A 23,284-nucleotide genomic window follows, 5' to 3' on the forward strand; every position below is an offset into this window, starting at 1 on the left:
AAAATGATGAATTCCTTGCCATCTTGCCGAGCGTTGACAACCCCCGGGGCGGGCCATATCTCTGGCCCATCGTGTCAATGGCGATAGCGCTCATTTTGCTTACGTTTTTGGCCGTTGAACCTTGGATTGCTTGCTTCCCACTCAATTGGCGGATCGGGTCTCGGTTGGGGCCGGTGCCGGAGCGCGTCACGGCGAGTTGATAGACAATCGGCTGCACCACGCTCTGGTTGCAACGCAGAAGAACAGGAACTACGCATGATCGGCGCGCTCGCCCGCAAATTGTTCGGCTCCGCCAACGACCGGCGGGTCAAGGGGTATCAGACCCGCGTCAACGCCATCAACGCATTGGAGCCCGAACTCGCAAAGCTTTCGGACGAGGCGCTGAAGGCCCGCACCGCGGAATTCCGGCAGGAGCTGGCGAACGGCAAGACGCTCGACGACCTCCTGGTACCGGCGTTCGCGACCGTCCGCGAGGCCGCCAAGCGCACGCTCGGCCAGCGCCACTTCGATGTGCAGCTGATCGGCGGCATGGTGCTGCACGAGGGCGACATCGCCGAGATGAAGACCGGCGAAGGCAAGACGCTGGTCGCGACGCTCGCGGTCTATCTCAACGCGCTCGCCGGCAAGGGCGTCCATGTCGTCACCGTCAACGACTACCTTGCCCGCCGCGACTCCGGCTGGATGGGCCAGATCTATTCCTTCCTCGGCATGAGCACCGGCGTGATCGTCCATGGGCTCGACGATGCCGAGCGCAAGACCGCCTACGGCTGCGACATCACCTACGGCACCAACAACGAATACGGCTTCGACTACCTCCGCGACAACATGAAGTACCGCCTGGAGGACATGGTCCAGCGCGGGCACTATTACGCCATCGTCGACGAAGTCGACTCGATCCTGATCGACGAAGCGCGGACGCCGCTGATCATCTCCGGTCCGCTCGACGACCGCTCTGATTTCTACAACACCATCGACACCTTCTTTCCGCAGCTCGACAAGTCCGACTATGAGGTCGACGAGAAGCAGCGCACGGTGACGCTGACCGAAGGCGGCATGGAAAAGCTCGAAGGGCTGCTGCGCGACGCCGGCCAGCTCAAGGGTGACTCCCTCTATGACGTCGAGAACGTCTCGGTCGTCCACCACGTCAACCAGGCGCTGCGCGCGCACACGCTGTTCACCCGCGACAAGGATTACATCGTCCGCGACGGCGAGGTGGTCATCATCGACGAGTTCACCGGACGCATGATGCCGGGCCGCCGCTATTCGGAAGGCCTGCACCAGGCGCTGGAAGCCAAAGAGCATGTCCAGGTCCAGCCGGAGAACCAGACGCTCGCGTCGATCACGTTCCAGAACTATTTCCGGATGTACGAGAAGCTGGCGGGCATGACCGGCACGGCCGCGACCGAGGCCGACGAATTGTTCGACATCTACAAGCTCGAGGTCTTGGAGATCCCGACCAACTTGCCGGTGGCGCGCCTCGACGAGGACGACGAGGTCTACCGCACCCAGACCGAGAAATACGCCGCGATCCTCTCCGAGATCGAACGCGCCAACAAGCGCCTGCAGCCGGTCCTGGTCGGTACCGCCTCGATCGAGAAGTCGGAAGTGCTGGCCGAGTACTTGCGCAAGCACGGCTACAAGCAGATCGACTTCAGCAATCACGGCGCGCTCGACAAGCTTTATGCAGCGGCGCGTGCGGGCAAGCCGGCCAAGCTGTTCGCGGTGCTGAACGCGCGCTTCCACGAGCAGGAAGCCTATATCGTCGCCGAAGCCGGCGTGCCCGGCGCGATCACGATCGCGACCAACATGGCCGGCCGCGGCACCGACATCAAGCTTGGCGGTTCGCTCGAGATGCGGATCCAGCAGGAGACGGCCGCCATCGTCGATGAAGACGAGAAGGCGAAGAAGATCGAGCAGATCAAGGCCGACATCGAGCGCTTCCGCGAGATCGTGTTGAAGGCGGAGGAGGTCGTCGAGGTCGAGCCCGCCAAGGGCAGCAAGCCGGCCAAGACGGTCGCCAAGCCCGGCGGCCTCTACATCATCGGCTCAGAGCGGCATGAATCCCGCCGCATCGACAACCAGCTCCGCGGCCGTTCCGGCCGCCAGGGCGACCCCGGCCGCTCGAAGTTCTTCCTGTCGCTGGAAGACGATCTGATGCGCATCTTCGGGTCCGACCGACTCGACAGCATGTTGACCCGGCTCGGCCTGAAAGAGGGCGAGGCGATCATCCATCCCTGGATCAACAAGGCGCTGGAAAAGGCGCAGCAGAAGGTCGAGGCGCGCAACTTCGACATCCGCAAGAATCTGCTCAAGTTCGACAACGTCCAGAACGATCAGCGCAAGGTGATCTTCGACCAGCGCGTCGAGCTGATGAAGGACGAGAGTGTCGCCGAGACCGTCACCGACATGCGCCACGCCTTCATCGAGGATCTAGTGGCCAAGCATATCCCCGAGCACGCCTATGCCGAGCAGTGGGATGCGGCGGGGCTGAAGGACGAATTGAAGCGCGTGCTCGATGTCGATTTGCCGGTCGACGAATGGGCCAAGGAAGAGGGCATCGCCGACGAGGAGCTCCTGGCGCGGATCGAGAAGCATGTCGACGAGCACATGGCGGCCAAGGTCGCGCAATGGGGTCCCGACGTGATGCGCTACGTCGAGAAGACGATCCTGTTGCAGACGCTCGACCATCTCTGGCGCGAGCACCTGATCATGCTCGACCATCTGCGCCAGGTGATCGGCCTGCGCGGCTACGGCCAGCGCGATCCGCTGCAGGAGTACAAGACGGAAGCCTTCAACCTCTTCCAGGAGATGAGCTCGCATCTGCGCGAGGCCGTCACCGCGCAATTGATGCGGGTCGAGATCATTCCGCCGGAGGAGCAGCAGCCTGTGCTGCCGGCGATGGAAGCGCACAAGCTCGATCCCAACACCGGCGAAGACGAGATGTCCTTTGCCAGCGCTTCGGCCTTCGCCAACGCCTCGCTGGTGCCGAAGGCCGCTCCCTCCGACCGCGATCCCAACAACCCCACCACCTGGGGCAAGGTCGGCCGCAACGAGGATTGCCCCTGCGGAAGCGGCAAGAAGTACAAGCACTGCCACGGCCGGTATGCGTGAGCTGAGCTGCCCGTAACGGGCAGCATTCTCCTCTCCGTCATTCCGGGGCGTCCGAAGGACGAACCCGGAATCCATTTCTCCTCCAACGCATGCGGCTCGATAGATTCCGGGCTCGCCGCTTCGCGTCGCCCCGGAATGACAGCCTCCGTCATTGCGAGCGTAGCGAAGCAATCCATTTTTCCACTTGTGGCGCCATGGATTGCTTCGCCGCGCTCGCAATGACGATGTGGCGACTTTCGGTGCGACATAGCAACCCGACGGGCAAATCAGGCCAAAAGTCTGTCCACCCCTTCCGCGAAAAACATTCCGCTTCCGTCGTCGGGCAAATCAGTGATTTAACTCCGCGCGTCTCACCCAAATGAGGGGCGGCTCGCGATCGTCACGAACGTTGCGGTGAGATGCGGTGGACGTGAAGCGTGTGACTGACGAGCACGCGCATCACGGACGGCGAAGTCGTGTGGTCCTGGCGCCCCGACGCTGGCGCTAAGTCCTGGGGGATGGAAACATCCCCAAGGGTGACGGTGGCAAAAAAGCCCGGTCACCGGGGAGAGCACGAAGTAAGCCGTAACACCATCGCGCAGGGAAAGCCGGAATGCTTCGGTTGAACCTGTGGTCCTACCCCCGTGCTTTTTGTTGCACGGGGCCCACGGGTGCAACCAGCACCCGGCTTTCCCTGCGCCCTCTGATAACGAAGAGGGTGGAAAGTAACGCAAAGCTCGGGCATCTCATGCCGCGAGAATGCGAACTCATATCCCCTCACCACTCACCGTCATGCCCCGCGAAGGCGGGGCATCCAGTATCCGGCGGCCTCTCGATTCAAACTCTGCCGCCTCTGGAATACTGGATCGTCCGCCTTCGCGGACGATGACAGCGGAGACGCTGTTTGAAATTTGAATCAGAACTCTCGCAATGACGGGAGGAGAAAGCGCTGGCCCTCGCCGCGCCGCGCCTTACCTCATCGCTCCGAAGCGGTTGTCGAAGGAGTTCGGCTGCACGATCGGCTGCGAGCCGGACAGCGGCGCATCCTTGGCGGCGGCGAGCTTGGTCTCCGACTTCGGTGCGACACGAACGACCGACGATGGCTTGCTCTCGGCAGGCTTGGTCTCAGCTTTGGGCTTCGCGGCGGCAACCGCCGCGGGTGCGGAGGGTGGCAGGCTGGTGGCGGCGGCGTTGGCGTCGGCCGTGGCACCAAATCCGACCTTGCGGGCGATGCTGGAGAAGAAGCCTTCCGACTTTTCGTCCGACTTCGTCGCCGGCGTGACGGACGCGACCCGGGTCGAAGACGTCGATGAGGTCGTCGACACCGCCACCACCGGCTCCTCTGGCTGCACCAGGTTCGGCTTCGGCGGATTGACGGTGGAGGGGATCGTGCCGGGCGCGCGCGCCAGCGACAGTGATTGCAGGCTCTGGCTATCACCGCCCTCGGAGAGGCCGGTGCTGCCTTCCGGGAGCTTGGAGGCGAAGATCTTGTTCATGCCGCCGTCGATGCCGGTGTTCATTCGCGCCATCGGCGTGCCCTTGGAGACCAGCTTGGCGATCTCGGCCGCCTCCTGCTGCTGCCTCTCGCGCACGGCGCTCGCGATCTCGTCCGGGATCACATAGGCCGGACATTTGGCGGACGCATCAAAGACCGGGTCGCGAGCGGCGCCAGCAGGCTTGGCGGCGTCGAAGACATATTTCTTCTCGCAGAAGTCGACCTTGGGCTCCTGCTTCGTTACCTCGAAATGATCATAGCCTTCCTTGATCATCCTCCAGAAAGGCATGTTCGGGTTGTTGCGGTGCTTGGCCATGTTCACCGGCGTCATCCGGAACGGATAGGCCTGCAGCTGGAATGCCTTCTGGCCGCCGAAGAAGGACTCGCGGCCGAGCGAATAGATCTCAGCGATCTGCTCGTCGGTCATCGCGTAGCAGCCGCGCGAGGAGCAGTCGCCATGCACCATCAGCTGCGAGCCGGTGCGGCCGAGCGCCTTGTCGAAGGCGTTGGGATAGCCGGTGTTGAAGGAGAGGTAGTAGGCCGATTGCGGGTTCATCTGGCCGGGGCTGATCGTATAGAAGCCTTCCGGCGCCTGGCGGTCGCCCTCGCGGATCTTCGGGCCCAGATCGCCGGACCAGCGGCAGATCGGATAGGTCTTCAGCAGCGCGAACCTGCCGGAGCGGTCCTGCTTCCAGACTTCGAGCTCGGCTTCCTGCTTGAACAGGCGGACCAGGATCGGCGACTGCAGATCCATGTCCTTTTCGGCGATCGACGCGACCAGCTTCGGCGGCACCGGCTGGTTGGCCTTGGCGTTGTTGGCGAGGGAGATTTCGTCGCTATTGCAACCGGCGAGCAATACACTGGCCGCAAGGGCAGCCGAAGCCAGAAGCGCGCGAACCAGCGTGCGGTGATTCAAGTCCAAGCTCCACACCCACCAGGCATTTCGGGCAACCCCAACCTAGGAGAAACCTAAGCCAACCCTTATGCCTTGAAGCGATTGTTAAAATACTAACCTTTGGACTCCCGGGCCGCAACCTGAACGGAGCGGGCCGGCCGGGACCATGACAGGCATGGTCAAGCAAGGGTTAAAGACCCGCCTCTGGGCCGAATTGCGGCCAAACTCGCAGACCTGGAACAAAATGCCGCGATTTCGGGTGGGACTAAATAAGCTTCCGGCCGATATCGAGAAACTTCTGGCGCCGCTGCTTGCGGATCGCGTCCGCATCAAGATTTCGCAAGTCGTTGAAGGCCTGGGCGATGGCGTCGCCGGTGGACGCGATCATGGCGGCGGGATCGCGATGGGCGCCACCCGGCGGCTCTTTCAGGATCTGGTCGATCACGCCGAATCGCAGCATGTCCTGGGCGGTGATCTTCATGCTGTTGGCGGCTTCCTGCGCCTTGGTGCCGTCCCGCCACAGGATCGAGGATGCCGCCTCCGGCGAGATCACGCTGTAGATCGCGTGCTCCATCATCAGGACGCGGTTGGCCGTGGTGATCGCGATCGCACCACCCGACATGCCCTCGCCGGTGACGATCGCCACATTGGGCACGCCCAGCGACAGGCAGGCGTCGGTCGAGCGCGCGATCGCTTCGGCTTGTCCGCGCTCCTCCGCACCGATGCCGGGATAGGCGCCGGCTGAATCGACGAGCGACAGCACGGGGATACCGAAACGGTCCGCCATCTCCATCAGCCGGACCGCCTTGCGGTAACCTTCCGGCCGCGCCATGCCGAAATTGTGCTTGATCCGGCTCTCGGTGGAGGCGCCCTTTTCCTGGCCGATCACGCAGATGCTCTCGCCGCGGAAGCGGCCGAAGCCACCGAGCAGCGCTTCGTCGTCGGCGAACTTGCGGTCGCCGGCCAGCGGCGTGAATTCGGTGATCAGCGCGCTGACGAAATCGGTGAAATGCGGCCGCTGCGGGTGGCGCGCCACCAGGGTCTTCTGCCACGGCGTCAAATTGGCATAGAGGTCGGCCAGCGCCTGGCCGGCCTTCTCCTCGATCCGCGCGATCTCGTCGCCGATGTCGCTGCCGGACGCCGCCAGCGCGCGCAATTCGTCGATCTTGGATTCAAGCTCGGCGACGGGTTTTTCGAAGTCGAGGTAACTGCGCATCTGATCCGGCATTACGGCAATATAGGAAGGAACCTGGCAGGCGGCGAAGCGGGTCTCGGGTCTGGAAGAGAAGTTTTGTATCTTCAATAAGTTAACACGCAGCCTCAGCCGAGGCGCGTGGGCTGACCGCAAGCGGTGACGCTCTTTCCTGTGAGAAGCCGCCGAAGTCAAGGCGTAACCCGTAGCCCGGATGGAGCGAAGCGTAATCCGGGGATCAATCCGCAGCGGCGGTCCCGGATTGCGCTGCGCTCCATCCGGGCTACGACTTCTCCGCCAACGGATGCAGGTCGCGCACCAGGCTCTTCAGCCGCTCCTCGACCACATGGGTGTAGATCTGGGTGGTGGAGATGTCGGTGTGGCCGAGCAGCGTCTGAACGATGCGCAGGTCGGCGCCGTTGTGCAGGAGGTGGCTGGCAAAGGCGTGCCGCAGCACGTGCGGGGAGACGAGCCGCGGCGCCAGGCCGGAAGCAGCCGCCAATTCCTTGAGGTCGCGGGCAAAGTGCTGCCGGGTCAGATGGCCGCTTTCGCCAAAGGAGGGAAACAGCCATTTCGACGGCGCGGCCTTCTTCTCCGGCTTCATGAGGTGCGCCGCGGCGAGATAATCGGCCATCGCCTGCCGCGAGGCCTCGTTCAGAGGCACCAGCCGCTCCTTATTGCCCTTGCCGCGCACCACGATCATGCGCGCATCGCGCCGCGCCGCCGACAGCGGCAGCGAGACCAGTTCGGAGACGCGCAGGCCGGTGGCATAGAGCACCTCCAGCAGGCAATAAAGCCGGAGCGCGCGCAGCCGCTGCGCGGGTGTCGCGTCGGTCTCCGTGAGTTCCTTGGCTCGCGTCAGCATGCGGTCGACGTCGGCGATCGACAGCACCTTGGGCAGGCCGCGACCGCGCTTTGGCCCAGAGAGGATCGCGGCGGGATCGTCGCCGCGGATTCGCTCGTTGAGCAGGAAGCGGAATAGATGCCGCATCGAGGAGAGCCGGCGCGCGACGCTGGACGATTTGAAGCCGCGCGTGTCGAGGTCGGCGAGGTAGTCGCGCAGTGTCTGGGTGTCCGCGCCGGCAAAGCTCTTGCCGGCATGGGTGAGGAATTCGGAGAGATCCTCAAGGTCGCGGCGATAGGCGTCGAGCGTGTTGTCGCCCGCGCCCTGTTCGGCAGCGAGCATGTCGAGGAACAGGCTGATCAGCCCGGCATCGGATGTTCTGGAACGCATCCCCGAATCATAGCGGCTATTTCTTGAGGAACTTATCCGGCGGAATGGTCACCGTCATTTCCCGCGGTTTCGGGGTCACGAAGTTGGCCAGCGCGAAAATGATCCCGTAGCCGATACCGCCGATCACGGCGAGGACCGTCAGGAAGCGGAACAGGCTCGGCATGTCGAAGGCTCGGGCGGCGAATTAACCATCGTCATCATCCACCATGTTCCCTGAGCCGTTGCAAGGCTCTGGCAACGGTATCGGCGGGGGTAGTATAGGTGACCGGAACGCCGCAAATTCGCAGAGAGACCGAGCTTTAGATGCCAGACAGCGCCTCACCGCTACCTGCGCTCCCGTCCCTGGAGGCCGACATCCTGGCCGCGCTGGGGTCGAGGACGATTGTGCTGGTGGGCATGATGGGCGCCGGCAAGTCGACCATCGGCCGGCGGCTGGCCGCGCGGCTGAGGCTGCCCTTCACCGACGCCGACACCGAGATCGAGGCGGCGGCGGGCATGTCGATCCCGGAGATTTTCGAAACCCATGGCGAGGCCTATTTCAGGGATGGCGAGGCGCGGGTGATCGCGCGCCTGCTCGCGCAGGGGCCGGCGGTGCTCGCCACCGGCGGCGGCGCGTTCATGCGAGAGGAGACCCGCAACTGCATCCGTGCCAAGGCAATCTCGCTCTGGCTGCGCGCCGATGCCGATGTCATCATGCGCCGGGTGCGACGCCGGGCCGACCGCCCGCTGCTGCAGACCGCCGATCCCGAGGGGACGGTCAACCGTCTGCTCGGCGAGCGCGAGCCGGTCTACCGGAGCGCTGACCTGACGATTTCGTCACGCGACGTGCCGCATGACCGGATCGTCGAGGAGTGCCTGGAGGCGCTGCATACCCATCTCTGTGGCAGCGGCACGGCACAACCGGCAACGAACGGAATTAGCGTCCCATCATGACCGCGCCATTGAAACACTCGGACCCCATCACCGTCGATGTCGCGCTCGGCGACCGCGCCTACGACATCGTGATCGGACGCGAGGTGTTGCCGTCGCTTGGGCCGCGCATTGCGGCGCTGCGCCCGGGTGCGCGCACCGCCATCGTCACCGACCGCACAGTGGCGAAGCATTGGCTGGAGCCGACCGAGGCGTCGCTTGCGGCTGCGGGCATCGCGACATCGCGCATCATCGTCGAGGAAGGCGAGGGCTCGAAGAGCTATGCCGGCCTGACCCAGGTCAGCGAAGCGCTGATTGCGGCCAGGATCGAGCGCAACGATCTCGTCATCGCGCTCGGCGGCGGCGTGGTCGGCGATCTCGCGGGCTTTGCCGCCGCCATCCTGCGCCGCGGCGTCGATTTCGTGCAGGTGCCGACCTCCTTGCTGGCGCAGGTCGATTCATCGGTCGGCGGAAAGACAGGGATCAACTCACCGCAGGGCAAGAACCTGATCGGCGCCTTCCACCAGCCGGTGCTTGTCGTCGCCGACACGGCCGTGCTCGACACGCTGTCGCCGCGCCAGTTCCGCGCCGGCTATGCGGAGGTCGCCAAATATGGCGTGCTCGGCGATGAGGCGTTCTTTGCCTGGCTGGAAGCCAATCATTCCGATATCGTCTCGGGCGGCGCGGCGCGCGAGCACGCGATCGCAACATCGTGCCGCGCCAAGGCCGCGATTGTTTCGCGCGACGAACGCGAAAACGGTGAGCGCGCGCTGCTCAATCTCGGCCATACTTTCGGTCACGCGCTGGAAGCGGCGACCGGTTTTTCGGACCGGCTGTTCCACGGCGAAGGCGTCGCCATCGGCATGACGCTGGCGGCGGAGTTTTCCGCCTCTCTCGGTATGATCGCGCAAGCCGATGCGGCGCGCGTGAAACGTCATCTCGCCGCGGTAGGATTGCCGACCCGGCTGCAGGATATCGGCGGCTTCGCGCAGGAAGGACTGGCCGACGCCGACGCACTGATGGCGCTGATGGCGCAGGACAAGAAGGTCAAGCGCGGCAAGCTGACCTTCATTCTGCTGGAGGCCATCGGCCGCGCGGTGATCGCGCCCGATGTCGAGCCTGCGCCGGTGCGCGACTTTCTGAAGGCAAAACTGGCCGAGAACTAAGAGCATGATCCGGAAAAGTGGGAACCGGCTTTCCGGAGAGATCATGCTCCAGACAAAGACGCTCCTCGGATGACGTAGCTTGACCTGGGTTTCGTTCTCAATCGTCATCGTCTGCCTGTTGGTCTCCGCCTTTTTCGCGGCGAGCGAGACCGCGCTGACCGGTGCCTCGCGCGCCAGCATGCTGCGGCTGTCCAAACAGGGCAACCGCGAGGCCGGCGTCGTCTCCAGCCTGTTCAACATGCGCGAGCGGCTGATCGGCGCGCTATTGCTTGGCAACAACATCGCCAATATCGGCGCCTCGGCGCTGGCAACCGGCATCCTCACCGCCTGGTTCGGCGACGTCGGCGTGCTCTATGCGACCGCCATGATGACCGTGATGGTCGTGATCTTCGCCGAGGTGTTGCCGAAGACCATCGCGATCAACGCGCCCGACCGGATATCGCTGCTGGTGGCGCGGCCGATGAAGGTCACGGTCTATCTGCTCGGACCGTTCCTGACCGTGATCGAGTTCATCGTGCTCGCTCTGATGAAGCTGTTCGGCATCAAGGTCGGCGCCAACCAGGCCATCCTGTCGCCGACCGAGCGACTGCGCGGCGCCGTCGACCTGTTGCATCACGAGGGCAAGGTTGAAAAGCAGGACCGCGACATGTTCGGCGGGCTGTTGGATTTGCGCGAGTTGCAGGTGTCGGACGTGATGGTCCATCGCACCGAGATGACCATGATCAACGCCGACCTGCCGCCGGAGGAACTGGTGCGCGAGGTGCTCTCCACCGAATACACCCGCATTCCGCTGTGGCGCGACAAGCCGGAGAACATCATCGGGGTGCTGCACGCCAAGGATTTGCTGCGCGCGATCCGCGCCGCCGACGGCGACACCTCGAGCATCGACGTCTCCACCATTGCGCTGCCGCCCTGGTTCGTGCCGGAGATGCGGCCCGTGTCCGACCAGCTCAAGGCGTTCCGCCGCCGCAAGACGCACTTCGCCCTCGTCGTCGACGAGTACGGCGAAGTCGAAGGCCTGGTGACGCTGGAAGACATCCTGGAGGAGATCGTCGGCGACATTTCCGACGAGCACGACGTGGTGGTCGCGGGTGTTCGTGCCCAGCCCGACGGCTCGGTGGTGGTCGACGGCTCGGTGCCGATCCGCGATCTCAATCGTGCGATGGACTGGCACCTGCCGGACGAGGAAGCCACGACCGTGGCGGGTCTCGTGATCCATGAAGCGCGCTCGATTCCCGAACGCGGCCAGAGCTTCACCTTCCACGGCTTCCGCTTCCGCGTCCTGCGCCGCGAGCGCAACCGCATCACGGCACTGCGCATCACCGCGTTGCCGCGCGAGGCCGAAACCGAGGAGCCCAGGCCGAAGCGCGCGGGGACTGCGTTCTGAACCAAAGCACACGTCCACTCTATCTCCTCACCCTGAGGAGGCCGCGCAGCGGCCCTCTCGAAGGGCGAGGCCACCGGCGGGGCCTCATCCTTCGAGACGCGGCGAAGACGCTGCTGCTCAGGATGAGGATCAGGCAGTTTTCGGAATGCTCTATTCGATGTCGATGGTGACCCCGGAGAGCTTCCAGGTGCCGTCGGCGGGGATGAAGGCGAGCTGATACTTCACCTGCTTCGGCGTGGTCTCGAAATGGCCCTTCAGGCGCAGCACGCCCTTGTCGTCGATCTTTGCCTCCTCGTCTGCAATGACAGGCTTTGCCACCACGGCGTCGAACACCGCGTGCTTGTCGATGAGATCCTTGAACACGGCCTGCAGCTTCTCCGGTGGAAATTGCTCGGCGAACGGCTTTGAGAGCTTGGCGTGCAGGACGGTGAAATTATTTGCGGCGACGGCATCGCTCAGCGTCACCAGAATGCTTTTTACCAGGACTTCCTGAACCAGCGGGCTCGGCATGCCCTGTGCTGCAGCCGGTCCGGGCGCCCAAGGCGCCAGCATGACCATCACGGTAGCGGCCAATCGCAGATAGGCCCAGTGAACCATCTGACAGCCCCTCGTAACAGGTGGCAATGGTGCAATGAGCCTGCCCAATTCCAATGGAACTGGTCCATCGCCCAGGCCGCTATCCCTGATAAAGGAAAACGGCCGTGGCGTCTTGCGCGACGTCGATCAAAACCGCGGTTCGGCCGTGTTCTCCAGCCAAATTTTCCGGCACCGCGCTTTCAGCGCGGTCTTTCCCCCGGGGCCTGCGCGTGGATCGCGAGCGCATGCACGCGATCCGCGAGTTCCTGGGCCAGTGCTGCATTAATCATGCGATGGCGCTCGATCCGGCTCTTCCCTTCGAACGCTCGAGATACAATATAAACTCGGAAATGCGTCTCGCCGCCTGGCCGATGCCCCGCGTGGCCCTCATGCAGATGTGATTCGTCGTGGACCTCGAGGCTTTCGGGCAAGAAAGCTTCATGCAACTTGTTTATGATATCGTCCCTTGTGCTCATGGCGGCGGCAATAGTTCGAAGGCTGCATTTCGTCAATGGCACATCCGAAGAAGAGGTATTCGCAATGTCAAGACTTGAAGCATTTTGCATTGCGTAGTCAAAGTTAGTCATGGCGATCGATTCATCAAAATTCTTCGACTCCATTCGCATCAAGCCGACGAAGGTGAGTGCGAAGCGCCAGGCGCAGGCGGGCCAGGAGGCCATCACCTGCGAATGGGCCGGCTGTCAGAACAAGGGTTCGCACCGCGCGCCGAAAGGCCGCGAGAACTCGCGCGAGTATTGGCATTTCTGCCTCGATCATGTCCGCGAGTACAACCAGTCATATAATTTCTTCCAAGGCATGAATCCAGAGGCTGTGGCGCGCTACCAGAAGGATGCGCTGACTGGCCATCGCCCGACCTGGAAGATGGGCGCCAACACCAGCGCCAAGCGCGGCAAGGGCAATGCCGAGGACGATCTTGGCGGTGCCGCCGATCCTTTCAATGTGTTCTCCGAACTCAATGGCCGCGCCGGCTGGCGGCCGGGCCCTGGCGCGCAGGCCAAGACCGAGGCGCGCACGGTGATGAATGCCGAGCGCAAGGCGCTGCAGGTCATGGGCCTCACCGCCGAGGCGACGCTCGAAGACGTCAAGGCGAAGTACAAGGCACTGGTGAAGCAGCACCATCCCGACGCCAACGGTGGCGACCGCTCCACCGAAGACCGCCTGATCGAGATCATCAAGGCGTACAATTATCTGAAGACGGTGGTCCGCGAGGCGTAGCGCGGAGCCGTAGCCCGGATGGAGCGAAGCGCAATCCGGGTTACGGGAACTCATTCACACCTTCGGCATCGGCCCCACATATGACGAGCTTGGGCGGATCAGCCGGCCGGTGCGCTGCTGTTCGCGCGCATGGGCGGTCCATCCTGCCGAGCGCGCCACAGCGAAGATCGGCGTGAAGGCCTGCCGCGGGATGGAAAGGGCGTCGAGCAGGATCGCGGTGAAGAACTCGACATTCGTTTCCAGCGGCCGGTTCGGATTCTTCCGCCGCAACGCCTCGCGGATGTAGGCTTCCACCTCGCCGGCGAACGGCAGGTCGGCGCCTTCGGCAGCTAACCGCTCGATCGCATCCTTCAGCACATCCGCGCGCGGGTCGCGCACGCGATAGACGCGATGGCCGAATCCCATCAGCCGCTCGCCGCGTGCCAGCGCCGCATCGACCCAGGGCCTGATGCGCTCGCGCGTGCCGATCGCATCGAGCATCTCCAGCACCGGCTCCGGCGCGCCGCCATGGAGTGGCCCGGTCAGCGCGCAATAGCCGGCGGTGACGGCCGCGAACAGGTCGGCTTGCGTCGAGGCCACCACGCGCGTCGTGAAGGTGGAAGCGTTCATGCCATGATCGCAGACCGTGACAAGATAGGCATCGAGCGCCGCGACCTCGCGCGGCTCGGGCTTGTGGCCCAGCAGCATCGTCAGCGTATCCGCGGCATGGCTGACATTCGGATCGGGCGCGACCGGATCATTGCCCTTGGCCCGCTGCACCAGCGCGCCCGCGATCACCGGAAAGGCGCCGACGATCGTGGCTTCATGCTCAAGCCCGTTTTCCGCACGCAAGCCCGCGACCGCAGCGCGGAAGCCATCCACGATCGACATGCCGCGGGTCGCCGGCAGTAATTCCGGCAGTCGCGCGAAGGCGCGCTCGCGCGCGGCGCCGAGCTTGGCGCGCACATTGGCCTCGCTGAGCGCGCTACCGGTCGCGGCGTTCCACAACCGGGCGGTGACACCCTCGAAGCTCGAAGTGGACGCGAGCACCCGGATGTGCTCGCCGGCGGTGATCAGTTCGCCTAGCTCGCCGTCGACATGGCTGAGCACGGTTTCGGCAGCGGGAATGCCGTCCAGCCCGATCGGGCTTTTTGTCAGTTGAACATTCATGGAGGAACTCCTTTCGTGACTGGGAAAGTCGGTCCCCTCGACAGATTGATCAATCTTGATTAGCTTAATCAATATGAAAAAATCCGATGGCCTTTACCTCTCGGCCCGCGAGGCGGCGGCCGAGCTCGCGATCTCGCCGGCCACGCTCTACGCCTATGTCAGCCGGGGCCTGATCCGCTCCGAGCCCTCGACAGATTCCCGCAGCCACCGCTACCGGGCCGAGGACGTGCGCGGGTTGAAGGAGCGTCGCACGCCGTCGCCGGAGCCGCGCGGCTTGCGCAGCTTCGATGCCGAGCTGCCGGTGATGGATTCGGCGATCGCGACCATCACCGAGGACGGCCCGATCTACCGCGGCGTGAACTGCGTCGAGCTCGCCGAGAGGGATACGCTCGAACACACGGCGACGTTGTTGTGGGACGTGACGGGCGTTGATCCCTTCGCGCCAAACAACTGCCCATTTGTCTCGGGCGAGATGCGGACCATCGCGGAGGCCGCGCACCGCGCCGCGCCGATCGACCGTGCCATTGCCGTGCTGGCACTCGCCGCAAGCGCCGATCCCCGCGCCTTCACCCGCGCGCCCGATGGCCGCGCCATGGTCGGCGCGCGCATCGTCCGCCTGCTGGTTGCGACCATGCTGAACCGCGCGCCGTCGGCCGAACCGCTACATGTGCAGATCGCCGGCGCCTGGGCGCCCGACAACAAATATGCCGCCGACCTGATCCGCCGCACGCTGGTGTTGCTCGCCGATCACGAATTGAATGCCTCGACCTTCACGGCGCGCTGCGCCGCCTCGACCGGGCTCAATCTCTATGACGCCGTCATCGCCGGTCTTGCCGCGCTGAAGGGACCGAAGCACGGCGGCGCCGGCGTGCTGGCGTCGCGGCTGGTGAAGACCTTGGTCGATCAGGATGTCGAGCCCGTGATCCGGGAGCGCGTCGCGCTTGGCGAGCGCTTCGCGGGTTTCGGTCACGGCGTCTACCGGCGCGGCGATCCTCGCGCGCAATCACTGTTGGATGCGCTGGCGCGTGCCGGCGCCGCGCGCAAATTCACCAGGGAGGTTCCGGAGCGGATCGCGGAGGCGACCGGCGAGTTCGTCAATATCGACTATGCGCTGGCCGTGCTGGTGCACAGTTTGCGGCTTCCGGTCGGCAGCGAGCTGGCGCTGTTCGCGATGGCGCGCAGCGTCGGCTGGATCGCGCACGCCAGCGAGCAGTTGCAGCACGGCAGGCTGATCCGCCCACGCGCGCGGTATGTCGGGCCAGCGTCTGGACGGAGCGCGACTGCGAAGGCGATCTGAGCTGCGTAGCCCGGGTGAAGCGCCAGCGTAACCCGGGACCGCCGGTGACTATTGATAGGGATGTCCCGGGTTGCGCTTCGCTCCACCCGGGCTACGCGCGCGGTTTCGCAGCCGGCTCGATCGCGCTGCCGCGCCGTCGACGGATGATCCAGAACACCAGCGTCAGGATCAGCGCGCCGCCGATCACCGCCAGGATCCAGATGTGCTTGCCGCCATGATGGTGATACGGCAGCCCCGCATACTGATGCAGCGCCGAGATCGCGAGCACGCCCGGCAGCACATGCACGGGCGCCCAGAGCAGGACCGCAGGGATATTAATGCTGTAGAAGCGCGCCGGCGGCATATCCAGCGCCCCCGCAGTGAGCGGCACGAAGGCGCGGAACGGCGGCACGAAGCGAGCAAAGAACACCGCTAGTGTGCCCCAACGATGGAAGAATGCCTCGCTCTGCTCGACCACGCGCGGATATCCGGACAGCGGCCATGCGGTCAGGATCTCACGCTGGCGGCGATGGCCGATCCAGTAGGCGGAGCCGTCGCCGAGCATGGCGCCTGCGGCGGCTGCCACCAGCACCGGCCAGAGCTTCAACTCGCCACCGGGAACCAGCGCGCCCATCGCGACAATGATGGTCGAGCCGGGCACCAGCGACCCCGCCACCGGGACCGCCTCCAGAAAGGCGGCCAGAAACAGCGTCAGATAGGCAAGCCACGCATGGGCCGAAACGAAAGTGATCAGGGGATCGAGGAATGTGGTCACAAAAATCCCGTGCTGCGGTCTTGCCTAACTCAAGAGAGCTAACAACTCGCCCCCGGGCTGGAAAGGGACCGGGCGCGGACCCGTGCCAGCCCTCGCGGTAAAGTGCAGCGCGATTCGCAGGGCAGCCCTCCAAAAACTGCGTCCAGCACCTATCTTTATGAAAGAACAACGGAACTTTGATAACACCGCGGGCTTCTGCCGGCGGTTGCACTCTGCTAGGCTTGTGCATAGCACCCAATCCGCAGCCAAAGAACAATCTGGTTTCGGGATTCCCGGGACCTCGGAGGACGAATGACGACCGCCGCCCAGACCACATTGGAAGACACCGTCGGCTTGCCCGACATGAAAGTATCGGTGCGGCAGGTGTTCGGCATCGATAGCGACCTCGAGGTGCCGGCCTATGCGGAAGTCGACCCGCACGTGCCGGAGGTCGATGCGGACTACCGCTTCGACCGCGCCACGACGCTCGCGATCCTCGCCGGCTTCGCCAGGAACCGCCGCGTGATGGTCACCGGCTATCACGGGACCGGCAAGTCGACCCATATCGAGCAGGTTGCAGCGCGGCTCAACTGGCCCTGCGTGCGCGTCAACCTCGACAGCCACATCAGCCGTATCGACCTGGTCGGCAAGGACTCCATCGTGGTCCGGGACGGCAAGCAGGTCACCGAATTCCGCGACGGCATCCTGCCCTGGGCGCTGCAGCACAATGTCGCGCTGGTGTTCGACGAGTATGACGCCGGCCGGCCCGACGTGATGTTCGTGATCCAGCGCGTGCTGGAGGTTTCCGGTCGACTGACGCTGCTCGACCAGAACAAGGTGATCAAGCCGCATCCGGCGTTCCGCCTGTTCTCGACGGCCAACACGATCGGCCTTGGCGACACGTCGGGCCTCTATCACGGCACCCAGCAGATCAATCAGGGCCAGATGGACCGCTGGTCGATCGTCACCACGCTGAACTACCTCGCCCATGACGAGGAAGTCGAGATCGTGCTCGCCAAGGCGAAGCACTACCGCAGCCAGGAAGGCCGTGACATCGTCAACAAGATGGTGCGGCTCGCCGATCTCACCCGCAACGCCTTCGCCAATGGCGATCTGTCGACGGTGATGAGCCCGCGCACGGTGATCACCTGGGCGGAAAACTCCGAGATCTTCGGCGATATCGGCTTTGCCTTCCGCGTCACCTTCCTGAACAAGTGCGACGAGCTCGAGCGGCCGCTGGTGGCTGAATTCTACCAGCGCTGCTTCAATGCGGAGCTGCCCGAATCCGCGGTCAACGTAGCACTCAGCTAAGGACCAGCGATGTCGTCCCGGACAAGCGAAGCGCAATCCGGGACTCCCCGAGCGAGCGCTCGTCGCGATAGCCGCAGCACGCGGTTGTTGCGAAGATCGGGGCCGCCTCTGCGCTCAACAACTGCTTGCTGTGGTGATGGGTCCCCGCCTTCGCGGGGACGACGGTGAGATCGAGATGAGCATCTCCAACTCAAAATTCCGTGGAACGAAGGAAGCGCCGACCGAGCCGTTCAAGCGCGCGGTGACGTCGTGCCTGAAGGCGATCGCGAAGGCGCCGGAGCTCGAAGTCTCTTTCGCCGCTGAACGCCCGGGGCTCGCGCCCGGCAAGGCGCGACTGCCGGAGCCTGCGCGCAAGCTGACCAAGCGTGACGCCGCGATCGTGCGGGGACATGCCGATTCGATTGCGCTGAAGCTCGCCTGTCACGATCCCAAGGTGCATCGCAAGCTGATCCCGGGCAATCCGCAGGCGCGCGGCGTGTTCGAGGCGGTCGAGCAGGCGCGTGTCGAGGCGATTGGCTCGCGGCGGATGGCGGGTGTTGCGAAAAACCTCACCGCGATGCTCGACGATCATTTTCACCGCGGCAAGTATGACGAGATCACCGACCGCGCCGACGCGCCGCTGGCAGATGCGCTGGCGATGCTGGTGCGCGAGCGGCTGACGGGACTGGCGCCGCCTCAGGCTGCGCGCAAGATGGTCGACCTCTGGCGCCCGCTATTGGAAGACAAGATCGGCACGCGGCTCGATAAACTGGCGCGCTTCACCGAGGACCAGGCCAGGTTCGGCGACCTCGTGCATGATCTGCTGTCGGCACTCGATCTCGGCGACGAGCGCGACATGGACGCCGACGAAGACGACAACCAGGATGAAAATCCGGATGGCGAAAGCGATCAGTCCGGCGCCGAAGGCTCGCCCGACTCCGACGCCGCGCAGGAGATGAGCGCTGATCAGGCGCAGACCACCTCGGAAGAGATGTCCGAGAGCGCGATGGAAAGCGCGCAGGCCTCCACCAGCGACACCTTCGACGACGGCGAGCTCGGCGACGACGAAACGCCGGGCGAGGCGACGCGGCCGAACTCCCGTGGCGCCAACGAACCGCGTGGTCCCGAATATCACGCCTTCGCGCCAAAATTCGACGAGATCGTCGCCGCCGAAGATCTCTGCGACCATGACGAGCTGGAGCGGTTGCGCTCCTATCTCGACAAGCAGCTCGCGCATCTGCAGGGCATCGTCGCGCGGCTGGCCAATCGGTTGCAGCGCCGCCTGATGGCGCAGCAGAATCGTGCCTGGGAGTTCGATCTCGAAGAGGGGATTCTCGATCCGGCGCGCCTGTCGCGCGTCGTCACCGATCCCTATCACCCGCTGTCGTTCATGCGCGAGAAGGAGGCGACCTTCCGCGATACCGTGGTGACGCTGCTGCTCGACAATTCCGGCTCGATGCGCGGTCGTCCGATCACGGTTGCCGCAACCTGCGCCGATATCCTTGCGCGGACGCTGGAGCGCTGCGGCGTCAAGGTCGAGATCCTCGGTTTCACGACGCGCGCCTGGAAGGGCGGGCAGTCCCGCGAAGCCTGGCTCGCTGCCGGCAAGCCGCCGAATCCCGGCCGGCTCAACGATCTCCGCCACATCATCTACAAGTCAGCCGACGCGCCATGGCGGCGTGCGCGGAAAAATCTCGGCCTGATGATGCGCGAAGGCCTGCTCAAGGAGAACATCGACGGCGAGGCCCTGGACTGGGCGCACAAACGCCTGCTGGCGCGTTCCGAGCAGCGCAAGATCCTGATGATGATCTCCGACGGCGCGCCGGTCGACGATTCCACGCTGTCGGTCAACCCCGGCAACTACCTCGAACGGCATCTGCGCCACATCATCGAGGAGATCGAGACCCGCTCACCGGTCGAGCTGATCGCGATCGGCATCGGCCACGACGTCACGCGCTACTATCGCCGCGCCGTCACCATCGTCGATGCCGAAGAACTCGGCGGCGCCATCACCGAGAAGCTCGCCGAACTGTTCAGCGAGACCCACGGCCCGGTGCCGACTGTTGATCGCCGGCCCAGGCGGCTGCATTCTTGAGTGCTTCTCCCGACGGTGCCGCGAGCTCGGATGCACCTCTCCCACAGGGAGAGGTCGGTGCGAAGCACCGGGTGAGGGGCTGCGGTCTACGGTGAGGGCACAACCCCTCACCCGGATCGCAAGTGCGATCCGACCTCTCCCTACGGGAGAGGTGAAACCGCGGCGGCGTTTCCTGGATCAGGACCCTATGCTTTCGAGCCTTTCCCGTCGCCGCTTGCTGGGCTTTGCCGCGGCGGGGCTTGCGGCCGCAGCGCTGCCAGGCGCGGCGCCAGCGCAGACCGCTCTCGAACCGCCGACGAAGCCGGTGCTGCCGAGCGAGTACACGGTGGCGAAGCCGGTCTCGATCGAGGTCAATGCGCGGCCGCTGCCTTCTTTCGACATCCGCGACCGCTCGCATCTCCGGTTCGGTGCGCTGGAATATCGCAGCGGATTGGTGCTGACCTCCTCCTTTCGCGGCTTCGGCGGCCTGTCGGCGTTGCGGCTCGACGCAAAGGGCGAACGCTTCATCGCCATCAGCGACCACGGCAGCTGGTTCACCGGCCGCATCGTCTACAAAGGCCGCGAGATGACGGGGCTTGCCGATGTGGAGGCGGCGCCGCTGCTCGGCCCGGATGGCAGGCCGATCACCGCGCGCGGCTGGTACGATTCTGAATCGATGGCACTCGACGGCTCGTTCGTTTATGTCGGGCTCGAGCGCGTCAACCAGGTGCTGCGCTTCGATTTCGCCAAGGGATTCACGGGTGCGCGCGGTGAGGTCGTGCCGCTGCCGCCGGCCGCAAGACGGCTCCCGAACAACAAGGGGTTAGAGGCGCTGGTGATCGTGCCGAAGGGTCTGCCGCTGGCGGGAACGCTGATCGCGATCTCCGAGCGCGGCCTCGATGCGCAGGGCAACATCATCGGCTTCCTGGTCGGCGGCAAGACGCCGGGACAGTTTTCCGTTCGCCGCACCGATAATTTCGACATCAGCGACGCGGTGCTGCTGGAGTCCGGCGACCTGCTGCTGCTCGAGCGCAAATTCTCCTGGGTTGGCGGCGTCGGCATCCGCATCCGCCGCATCCAGCTTGCATCGGTGATGCCGGGCGCTGTCCTCGACGGTCCTTCGGTCTTCAACGCCGATCTCGGCAACGAGATCGACAACATGGAAGGCATCGACGCCCACACCACGGCCGAAGGCGACACCGTAATTACCATGGTCTCGGACGATAATTTCTCGCTGATCCAGCGTACGCTGTTGCTGCAGTTCACGCTGGTGGAATAGGGGACTGGTCTCGGGGTTGGCAAAACCGGCGGCCGGCGGAACGGTTCTTGCAACGCTGGAGCGTCAATCGTAACCGGGAGCCATGATGCGCAAGTTCCTCCTTTCCGTTCTCACCGTCACGAGCCTGCTTGTCACCGGAGCGCACGCGGAGACCTGGCCCTCGCGCCTGATCAAGGCGACGATCCCGTTCGGCGCTGGCAGCGCCACCGATGTGGTGCCGCGCCTGGTGTTCGATCGGCTGTCGGCCGAGCTCGGCCAGCCCATCGTGATCGAAAACCGCGCTGGCGCCGGCGGCACGCTCGGCACCGGCATTGTCGCCAAGTCGGAGCCCGACGGCTACAACGTGCTCGCGCATTCATCGGCGCTGACCATCGCGCCGGCAATCTTCCCGAGTCTTCCGTTCGACGCCACCAAAGACCTTTCGTCCGTGCTGATGATCGGCTCCAGCGCCAATGTCATGATCGTGCCGAACGAGCGGCCCTGGAAAACGATTCAGGATTTCATTGCCGACGCCAAGGCGAAGCCCGGCTCGATTTCCTTTGGTTCGGTCGGCGTCGGCAGTGCCGTGCATATCAGCGCGGAAAAATTCCTTCTCGCCGCCGGCATCGAGGGCACCCATGTGCCTTATCGCGGCGGTCCCGAAGTGATTGCCGACATCCTGGGCGGCCGCATCGATCTCTATTTCTGCCCGCTCGCGACCGCTCTGCCTCTGATCCGCGACGGTCAGGTGAAGGCGTTGTTGGTGTCGACGCCGAAGCGCGTCGCCGATTTGCCCGATGTGCCGTCTCCTTCGGAGATCGGTTTGACCAGCGCCGACAGCGTGAGCTGGTTCGGTATCTTCGTGCCGGCGAAAACGCCGCGCGACATCGTCGAGAAGTTTCACGCTGCAGGCATGAGGGTGTTGAACGATCCGGGAACGCAGGCAAGCCTGAAGAAGCTGGGTGTCGAGCCGATGCCGATGACGCCCGACCAGATGGACGATTTCATCAAGCGCGAGACCGTCGCCAGCCTGGCGTTGATCAAGGCGGCCGGAATCAAGCAGTAGCTGACAGGTTGAGACCGGGCCGGGACGTCGTTAGATAAGAGGGCAGTTTCCCTCCTATCCGGATCCCCACATGAGCGCCCTGTTTTCCCCAATCGAACTGCGTGGCCTGAAATTACCCAACCGGATCATGGTATCGCCGATGTGCCAATATTCGGCAGAGAACGGCGAGGCCAATGACTGGCATTTCACGCATATCAACATGCTGGCGCTGTCAGGCGCGGCGATGTTCTGCATCGAGGCCACGCATGTGGAGGCCATCGGCCGCATCACGCCCGGCTGTCTTGGCCTCTACAACGACGCCACCGAGGCCGCGCTGAAGCCGATCCTGGCCTCAGTGCGCAAGCATTCGAAAGCAGCGGTCGCGATGCAGCTTGCGCATGCCGGCCGCAAGGGATCGAGCCACCGCCCCTGGGAGGGCGGGCAGTTGATCCCGCTGTCCGAAGGCGGCTGGCAGACGGTGGCGCCATCGGCCGTGCCGCACAAGGAAAGCGAGGCGGCGCCGCTGGCGCTGGACGACGCCGGGCTCAAGCGCATCCGCGACGCTTTTGTGACGGCCGCCAAGCGCGCCGACCGGCTCGGCATCGACGCCCTCGAATTGCATGGCGCGCACGGCTACCTGATGCATCAGTTCTTGTCGCCGATATCGAACAAGCGCACCGACCAGTATGGCGGTTCGCTCGAAAACCGCATGCGCTTTCCGCTTGAAGTGTTCGACGCCGTGCGCGCCGCATTCCCGGATCGCAAGCCTGTCGGCGTCAGGGTCTCGGCGACCGACTGGGTTGATGGCGGTTGGGACGTGGCGCAGACGATCGAATTTGCGAAAGAATTGAAGAAGCGCGGGGTCGACTGGATCGATGTGTCCTCGGGTGGCGTTTCGCCGCTGCAAAAGATTCCGCTGGGCCCGGGATATCAGGTGCCGTTTGCGCAGGCCGTGAAGGAAGCAACCGATGTCACCACAATGGCAGTCGGGCTGATCACGGAAGCGAAGCAGGCCGAAGAGATCGTCGCCTCTGGAAAGGCCGACATGGTCGCACTTGCGCGCGGCATGCTCTATGACCCGCGCTGGGGCTGGCACGCCGCCGCTGAACTCGGCGGACAAGTTGACGCACCGCCGCAGTATTGGCGCTCGCAACCCTCGACGCAGAAAGCGCTGTTCGGCGCGACCACGTTCGGCGCGCGGTGAATCATCACCATCATTGCGAGCGAAAGTGAAACGGCTATTCCGCTCTGCAACGAC

19 protein-coding genes are annotated in these 23,284 nt (G+C 64.4%); 11 read left to right on the forward strand and 8 right to left on the reverse strand.

Translation table 11 applies throughout. The annotated features are described in order from the left end of the window. The first annotated feature begins 255 nt into the window (after positions 1 to 255). Positions 256 to 3,111, forward strand: coding sequence for a preprotein translocase subunit SecA (gene secA / locus K288_RS0124060; RefSeq protein WP_027581866.1), 2,856 nt, complete (start codon positions 256 to 258; stop codon positions 3,109 to 3,111). A gap of 950 nt (positions 3,112 to 4,061) precedes the next feature. Here the strand turns inward: secA and K288_RS0124065 are convergent. From K288_RS0124065 to K288_RS46385, 4 genes are all read right to left on the reverse strand, one after another. Continuing rightward, a complete protein-coding gene (locus K288_RS0124065) occupies positions 4,062 to 5,501 on the reverse strand; it encodes a murein L,D-transpeptidase family protein (RefSeq protein WP_027581867.1) in 1,440 nt (479 codons plus the stop codon). 244 nt (positions 5,502 to 5,745) lie between these two features. Beyond that, the gene (locus K288_RS0124070) at positions 5,746 to 6,708 is read right to left on the reverse strand and encodes an acetyl-CoA carboxylase carboxyltransferase subunit alpha (RefSeq protein ID WP_027581868.1); all 963 of its coding nucleotides are present in this window, start codon (positions 6,706 to 6,708) and stop codon (positions 5,746 to 5,748) included. Between the two features lie 247 nt (positions 6,709 to 6,955). Next, positions 6,956 to 7,906, reverse strand: a complete 951-nt coding sequence (gene xerD, locus K288_RS0124075) for a site-specific tyrosine recombinase XerD (RefSeq protein WP_027581869.1) — start codon at positions 7,904 to 7,906, stop codon at positions 6,956 to 6,958. Positions 7,907 to 7,922: 16 nt separating this feature from the next. Then, a complete protein-coding gene (locus tag K288_RS46385) occupies positions 7,923 to 8,069 on the reverse strand; it encodes a hypothetical protein (protein ID WP_043160555.1) in 147 nt (48 codons plus the stop codon). A gap of 140 nt (positions 8,070 to 8,209) precedes the next feature. On the opposite strand from K288_RS46385, the gene K288_RS0124085 reads away from it, so the two are divergent. The 3 genes from K288_RS0124085 (at position 8,210) to K288_RS0124095 (ending at position 11,368) form a co-directional block, all read left to right on the forward strand. Continuing rightward, complete coding sequence (locus K288_RS0124085; RefSeq protein ID WP_027581870.1) at positions 8,210 to 8,839, forward strand: shikimate kinase; 630 nt, start codon at positions 8,210 to 8,212, stop codon at positions 8,837 to 8,839. After that, entirely contained in the window at positions 8,836 to 9,981 is a 1,146-nt protein-coding gene (gene aroB / locus K288_RS0124090) for a 3-dehydroquinate synthase (protein WP_027581871.1), read from the forward strand. The genes K288_RS0124085 and aroB overlap by 4 nt, the downstream gene beginning before the upstream one ends. A gap of 79 nt (positions 9,982 to 10,060) precedes the next feature. Next, entirely contained in the window at positions 10,061 to 11,368 is a 1,308-nt protein-coding gene (locus K288_RS0124095) for an HlyC/CorC family transporter (protein ID WP_027581872.1), read from the forward strand. A 150-nt stretch (positions 11,369 to 11,518) separates the two neighbouring features. On the opposite strand, the gene K288_RS46390 is transcribed toward K288_RS0124095, so the two are convergent. Together K288_RS46390 and K288_RS0124105 are read right to left on the reverse strand one after the other, a co-directional pair. Then, on the reverse strand, positions 11,519 to 11,965 hold the full coding sequence (locus tag K288_RS46390; protein ID WP_244443233.1) for a hypothetical protein: 447 nt from the start codon (positions 11,963 to 11,965) through the stop codon (positions 11,519 to 11,521). A gap of 179 nt (positions 11,966 to 12,144) precedes the next feature. Next, positions 12,145 to 12,420, reverse strand: coding sequence for a BolA family protein (locus tag K288_RS0124105; RefSeq protein WP_027581873.1), 276 nt, complete (start codon positions 12,418 to 12,420; stop codon positions 12,145 to 12,147). A gap of 109 nt (positions 12,421 to 12,529) precedes the next feature. Here K288_RS0124105 and K288_RS0124110 point away from each other — a divergent pair, with 109 nt between their 5' ends. After that, a complete protein-coding gene (locus K288_RS0124110) occupies positions 12,530 to 13,180 on the forward strand; it encodes a DnaJ domain-containing protein (RefSeq protein ID WP_027581874.1) in 651 nt (216 codons plus the stop codon). A gap of 54 nt (positions 13,181 to 13,234) precedes the next feature. Here K288_RS0124110 and K288_RS0124115 read toward each other — a convergent pair whose 3' ends face one another. Continuing rightward, the gene (locus K288_RS0124115; RefSeq protein WP_027581875.1) at positions 13,235 to 14,329 is read right to left on the reverse strand and encodes a citrate synthase/methylcitrate synthase; all 1,095 of its coding nucleotides are present in this window, start codon (positions 14,327 to 14,329) and stop codon (positions 13,235 to 13,237) included. Between the two features lie 73 nt (positions 14,330 to 14,402). Between K288_RS0124115 and K288_RS0124120 the strand changes: the two genes are divergently transcribed. Further along, complete coding sequence (locus K288_RS0124120; RefSeq protein WP_027581876.1) at positions 14,403 to 15,626, forward strand: citrate synthase family protein; 1,224 nt, start codon at positions 14,403 to 14,405, stop codon at positions 15,624 to 15,626. A 91-nt stretch (positions 15,627 to 15,717) separates the two neighbouring features. Here K288_RS0124120 and K288_RS0124125 read toward each other — a convergent pair whose 3' ends face one another. Beyond that, positions 15,718 to 16,380 (reverse strand): DedA family protein, encoded by a 663-nt coding sequence (locus K288_RS0124125; protein ID WP_027581877.1) that lies wholly within the window; start codon positions 16,378 to 16,380, stop codon positions 15,718 to 15,720. A gap of 291 nt (positions 16,381 to 16,671) precedes the next feature. On the opposite strand from K288_RS0124125, the gene cobS reads away from it, so the two are divergent. The 5 genes from cobS to K288_RS0124150 all read left to right on the forward strand — a co-directional run bounded on the left by cobS (position 16,672) and on the right by K288_RS0124150 (position 23,230). Then, entirely contained in the window at positions 16,672 to 17,670 is a 999-nt protein-coding gene (cobS, locus tag K288_RS0124130) for a cobaltochelatase subunit CobS (RefSeq protein ID WP_027581878.1), read from the forward strand. Between the two features lie 175 nt (positions 17,671 to 17,845). After that, a complete protein-coding gene (gene cobT / locus K288_RS0124135; protein ID WP_027581879.1) occupies positions 17,846 to 19,744 on the forward strand; it encodes a cobaltochelatase subunit CobT in 1,899 nt (632 codons plus the stop codon). A gap of 187 nt (positions 19,745 to 19,931) precedes the next feature. Further along, a complete protein-coding gene (locus tag K288_RS0124140) occupies positions 19,932 to 21,002 on the forward strand; it encodes an esterase-like activity of phytase family protein (RefSeq protein WP_027581880.1) in 1,071 nt (356 codons plus the stop codon). 85 nt (positions 21,003 to 21,087) lie between these two features. Beyond that, positions 21,088 to 22,047: a tripartite tricarboxylate transporter substrate-binding protein gene (locus tag K288_RS0124145; RefSeq protein ID WP_027581881.1), complete on the forward strand. Its 960-nt coding sequence runs from the start codon at positions 21,088 to 21,090 to the stop codon at positions 22,045 to 22,047. A 70-nt stretch (positions 22,048 to 22,117) separates the two neighbouring features. Beyond that, complete coding sequence (locus K288_RS0124150; RefSeq protein WP_027581882.1) at positions 22,118 to 23,230, forward strand: NADH:flavin oxidoreductase/NADH oxidase; 1,113 nt, start codon at positions 22,118 to 22,120, stop codon at positions 23,228 to 23,230. Positions 23,231 to 23,284: the final 54 nt, after the last annotated feature.

It is taken from the genome of Bradyrhizobium sp. Ai1a-2, assembly GCF_000426245.1.
GTDB lineage: Bacteria > Pseudomonadota > Alphaproteobacteria > Rhizobiales > Xanthobacteraceae > Bradyrhizobium.

Coding starts and splice junctions, on each gene's coding strand:
- K288_RS0124150 (WP_027581882.1), top strand. CDS start 22,118: ATGAGCGCCCTGTTTTCCCCAATCGAACTGCGTGGCCTGAAATTACCC.
- K288_RS46390 (WP_244443233.1), bottom strand. CDS start 11,965: ATGGTTCACTGGGCCTATCTGCGATTGGCCGCTACCGTGATGGTCATG.
- K288_RS0124115 (WP_027581875.1), bottom strand. CDS start 14,329: ATGAATGTTCAACTGACAAAAAGCCCGATCGGGCTGGACGGCATTCCC.
- K288_RS0124110 (WP_027581874.1), top strand. CDS start 12,530: ATGGCGATCGATTCATCAAAATTCTTCGACTCCATTCGCATCAAGCCG.
- cobT (WP_027581879.1), top strand. CDS start 17,846: ATGAGCATCTCCAACTCAAAATTCCGTGGAACGAAGGAAGCGCCGACC.
- K288_RS0124085 (WP_027581870.1), top strand. CDS start 8,210: ATGCCAGACAGCGCCTCACCGCTACCTGCGCTCCCGTCCCTGGAGGCC.
- K288_RS0124145 (WP_027581881.1), top strand. CDS start 21,088: ATGCGCAAGTTCCTCCTTTCCGTTCTCACCGTCACGAGCCTGCTTGTC.
- K288_RS0124105 (WP_027581873.1), bottom strand. CDS start 12,420: ATGAGCACAAGGGACGATATCATAAACAAGTTGCATGAAGCTTTCTTG.
- K288_RS0124120 (WP_027581876.1), top strand. CDS start 14,403: ATGAAAAAATCCGATGGCCTTTACCTCTCGGCCCGCGAGGCGGCGGCC.
- K288_RS0124070 (WP_027581868.1), bottom strand. CDS start 6,708: ATGCCGGATCAGATGCGCAGTTACCTCGACTTCGAAAAACCCGTCGCC.
- aroB (WP_027581871.1), top strand. CDS start 8,836: ATGACCGCGCCATTGAAACACTCGGACCCCATCACCGTCGATGTCGCG.
- xerD (WP_027581869.1), bottom strand. CDS start 7,906: ATGCGTTCCAGAACATCCGATGCCGGGCTGATCAGCCTGTTCCTCGAC.
- K288_RS46385 (WP_043160555.1), bottom strand. CDS start 8,069: ATGCCGAGCCTGTTCCGCTTCCTGACGGTCCTCGCCGTGATCGGCGGT.
- cobS (WP_027581878.1), top strand. CDS start 16,672: ATGACGACCGCCGCCCAGACCACATTGGAAGACACCGTCGGCTTGCCC.
- secA (WP_027581866.1), top strand. CDS start 256: ATGATCGGCGCGCTCGCCCGCAAATTGTTCGGCTCCGCCAACGACCGG.
- K288_RS0124140 (WP_027581880.1), top strand. CDS start 19,932: ATGCTTTCGAGCCTTTCCCGTCGCCGCTTGCTGGGCTTTGCCGCGGCG.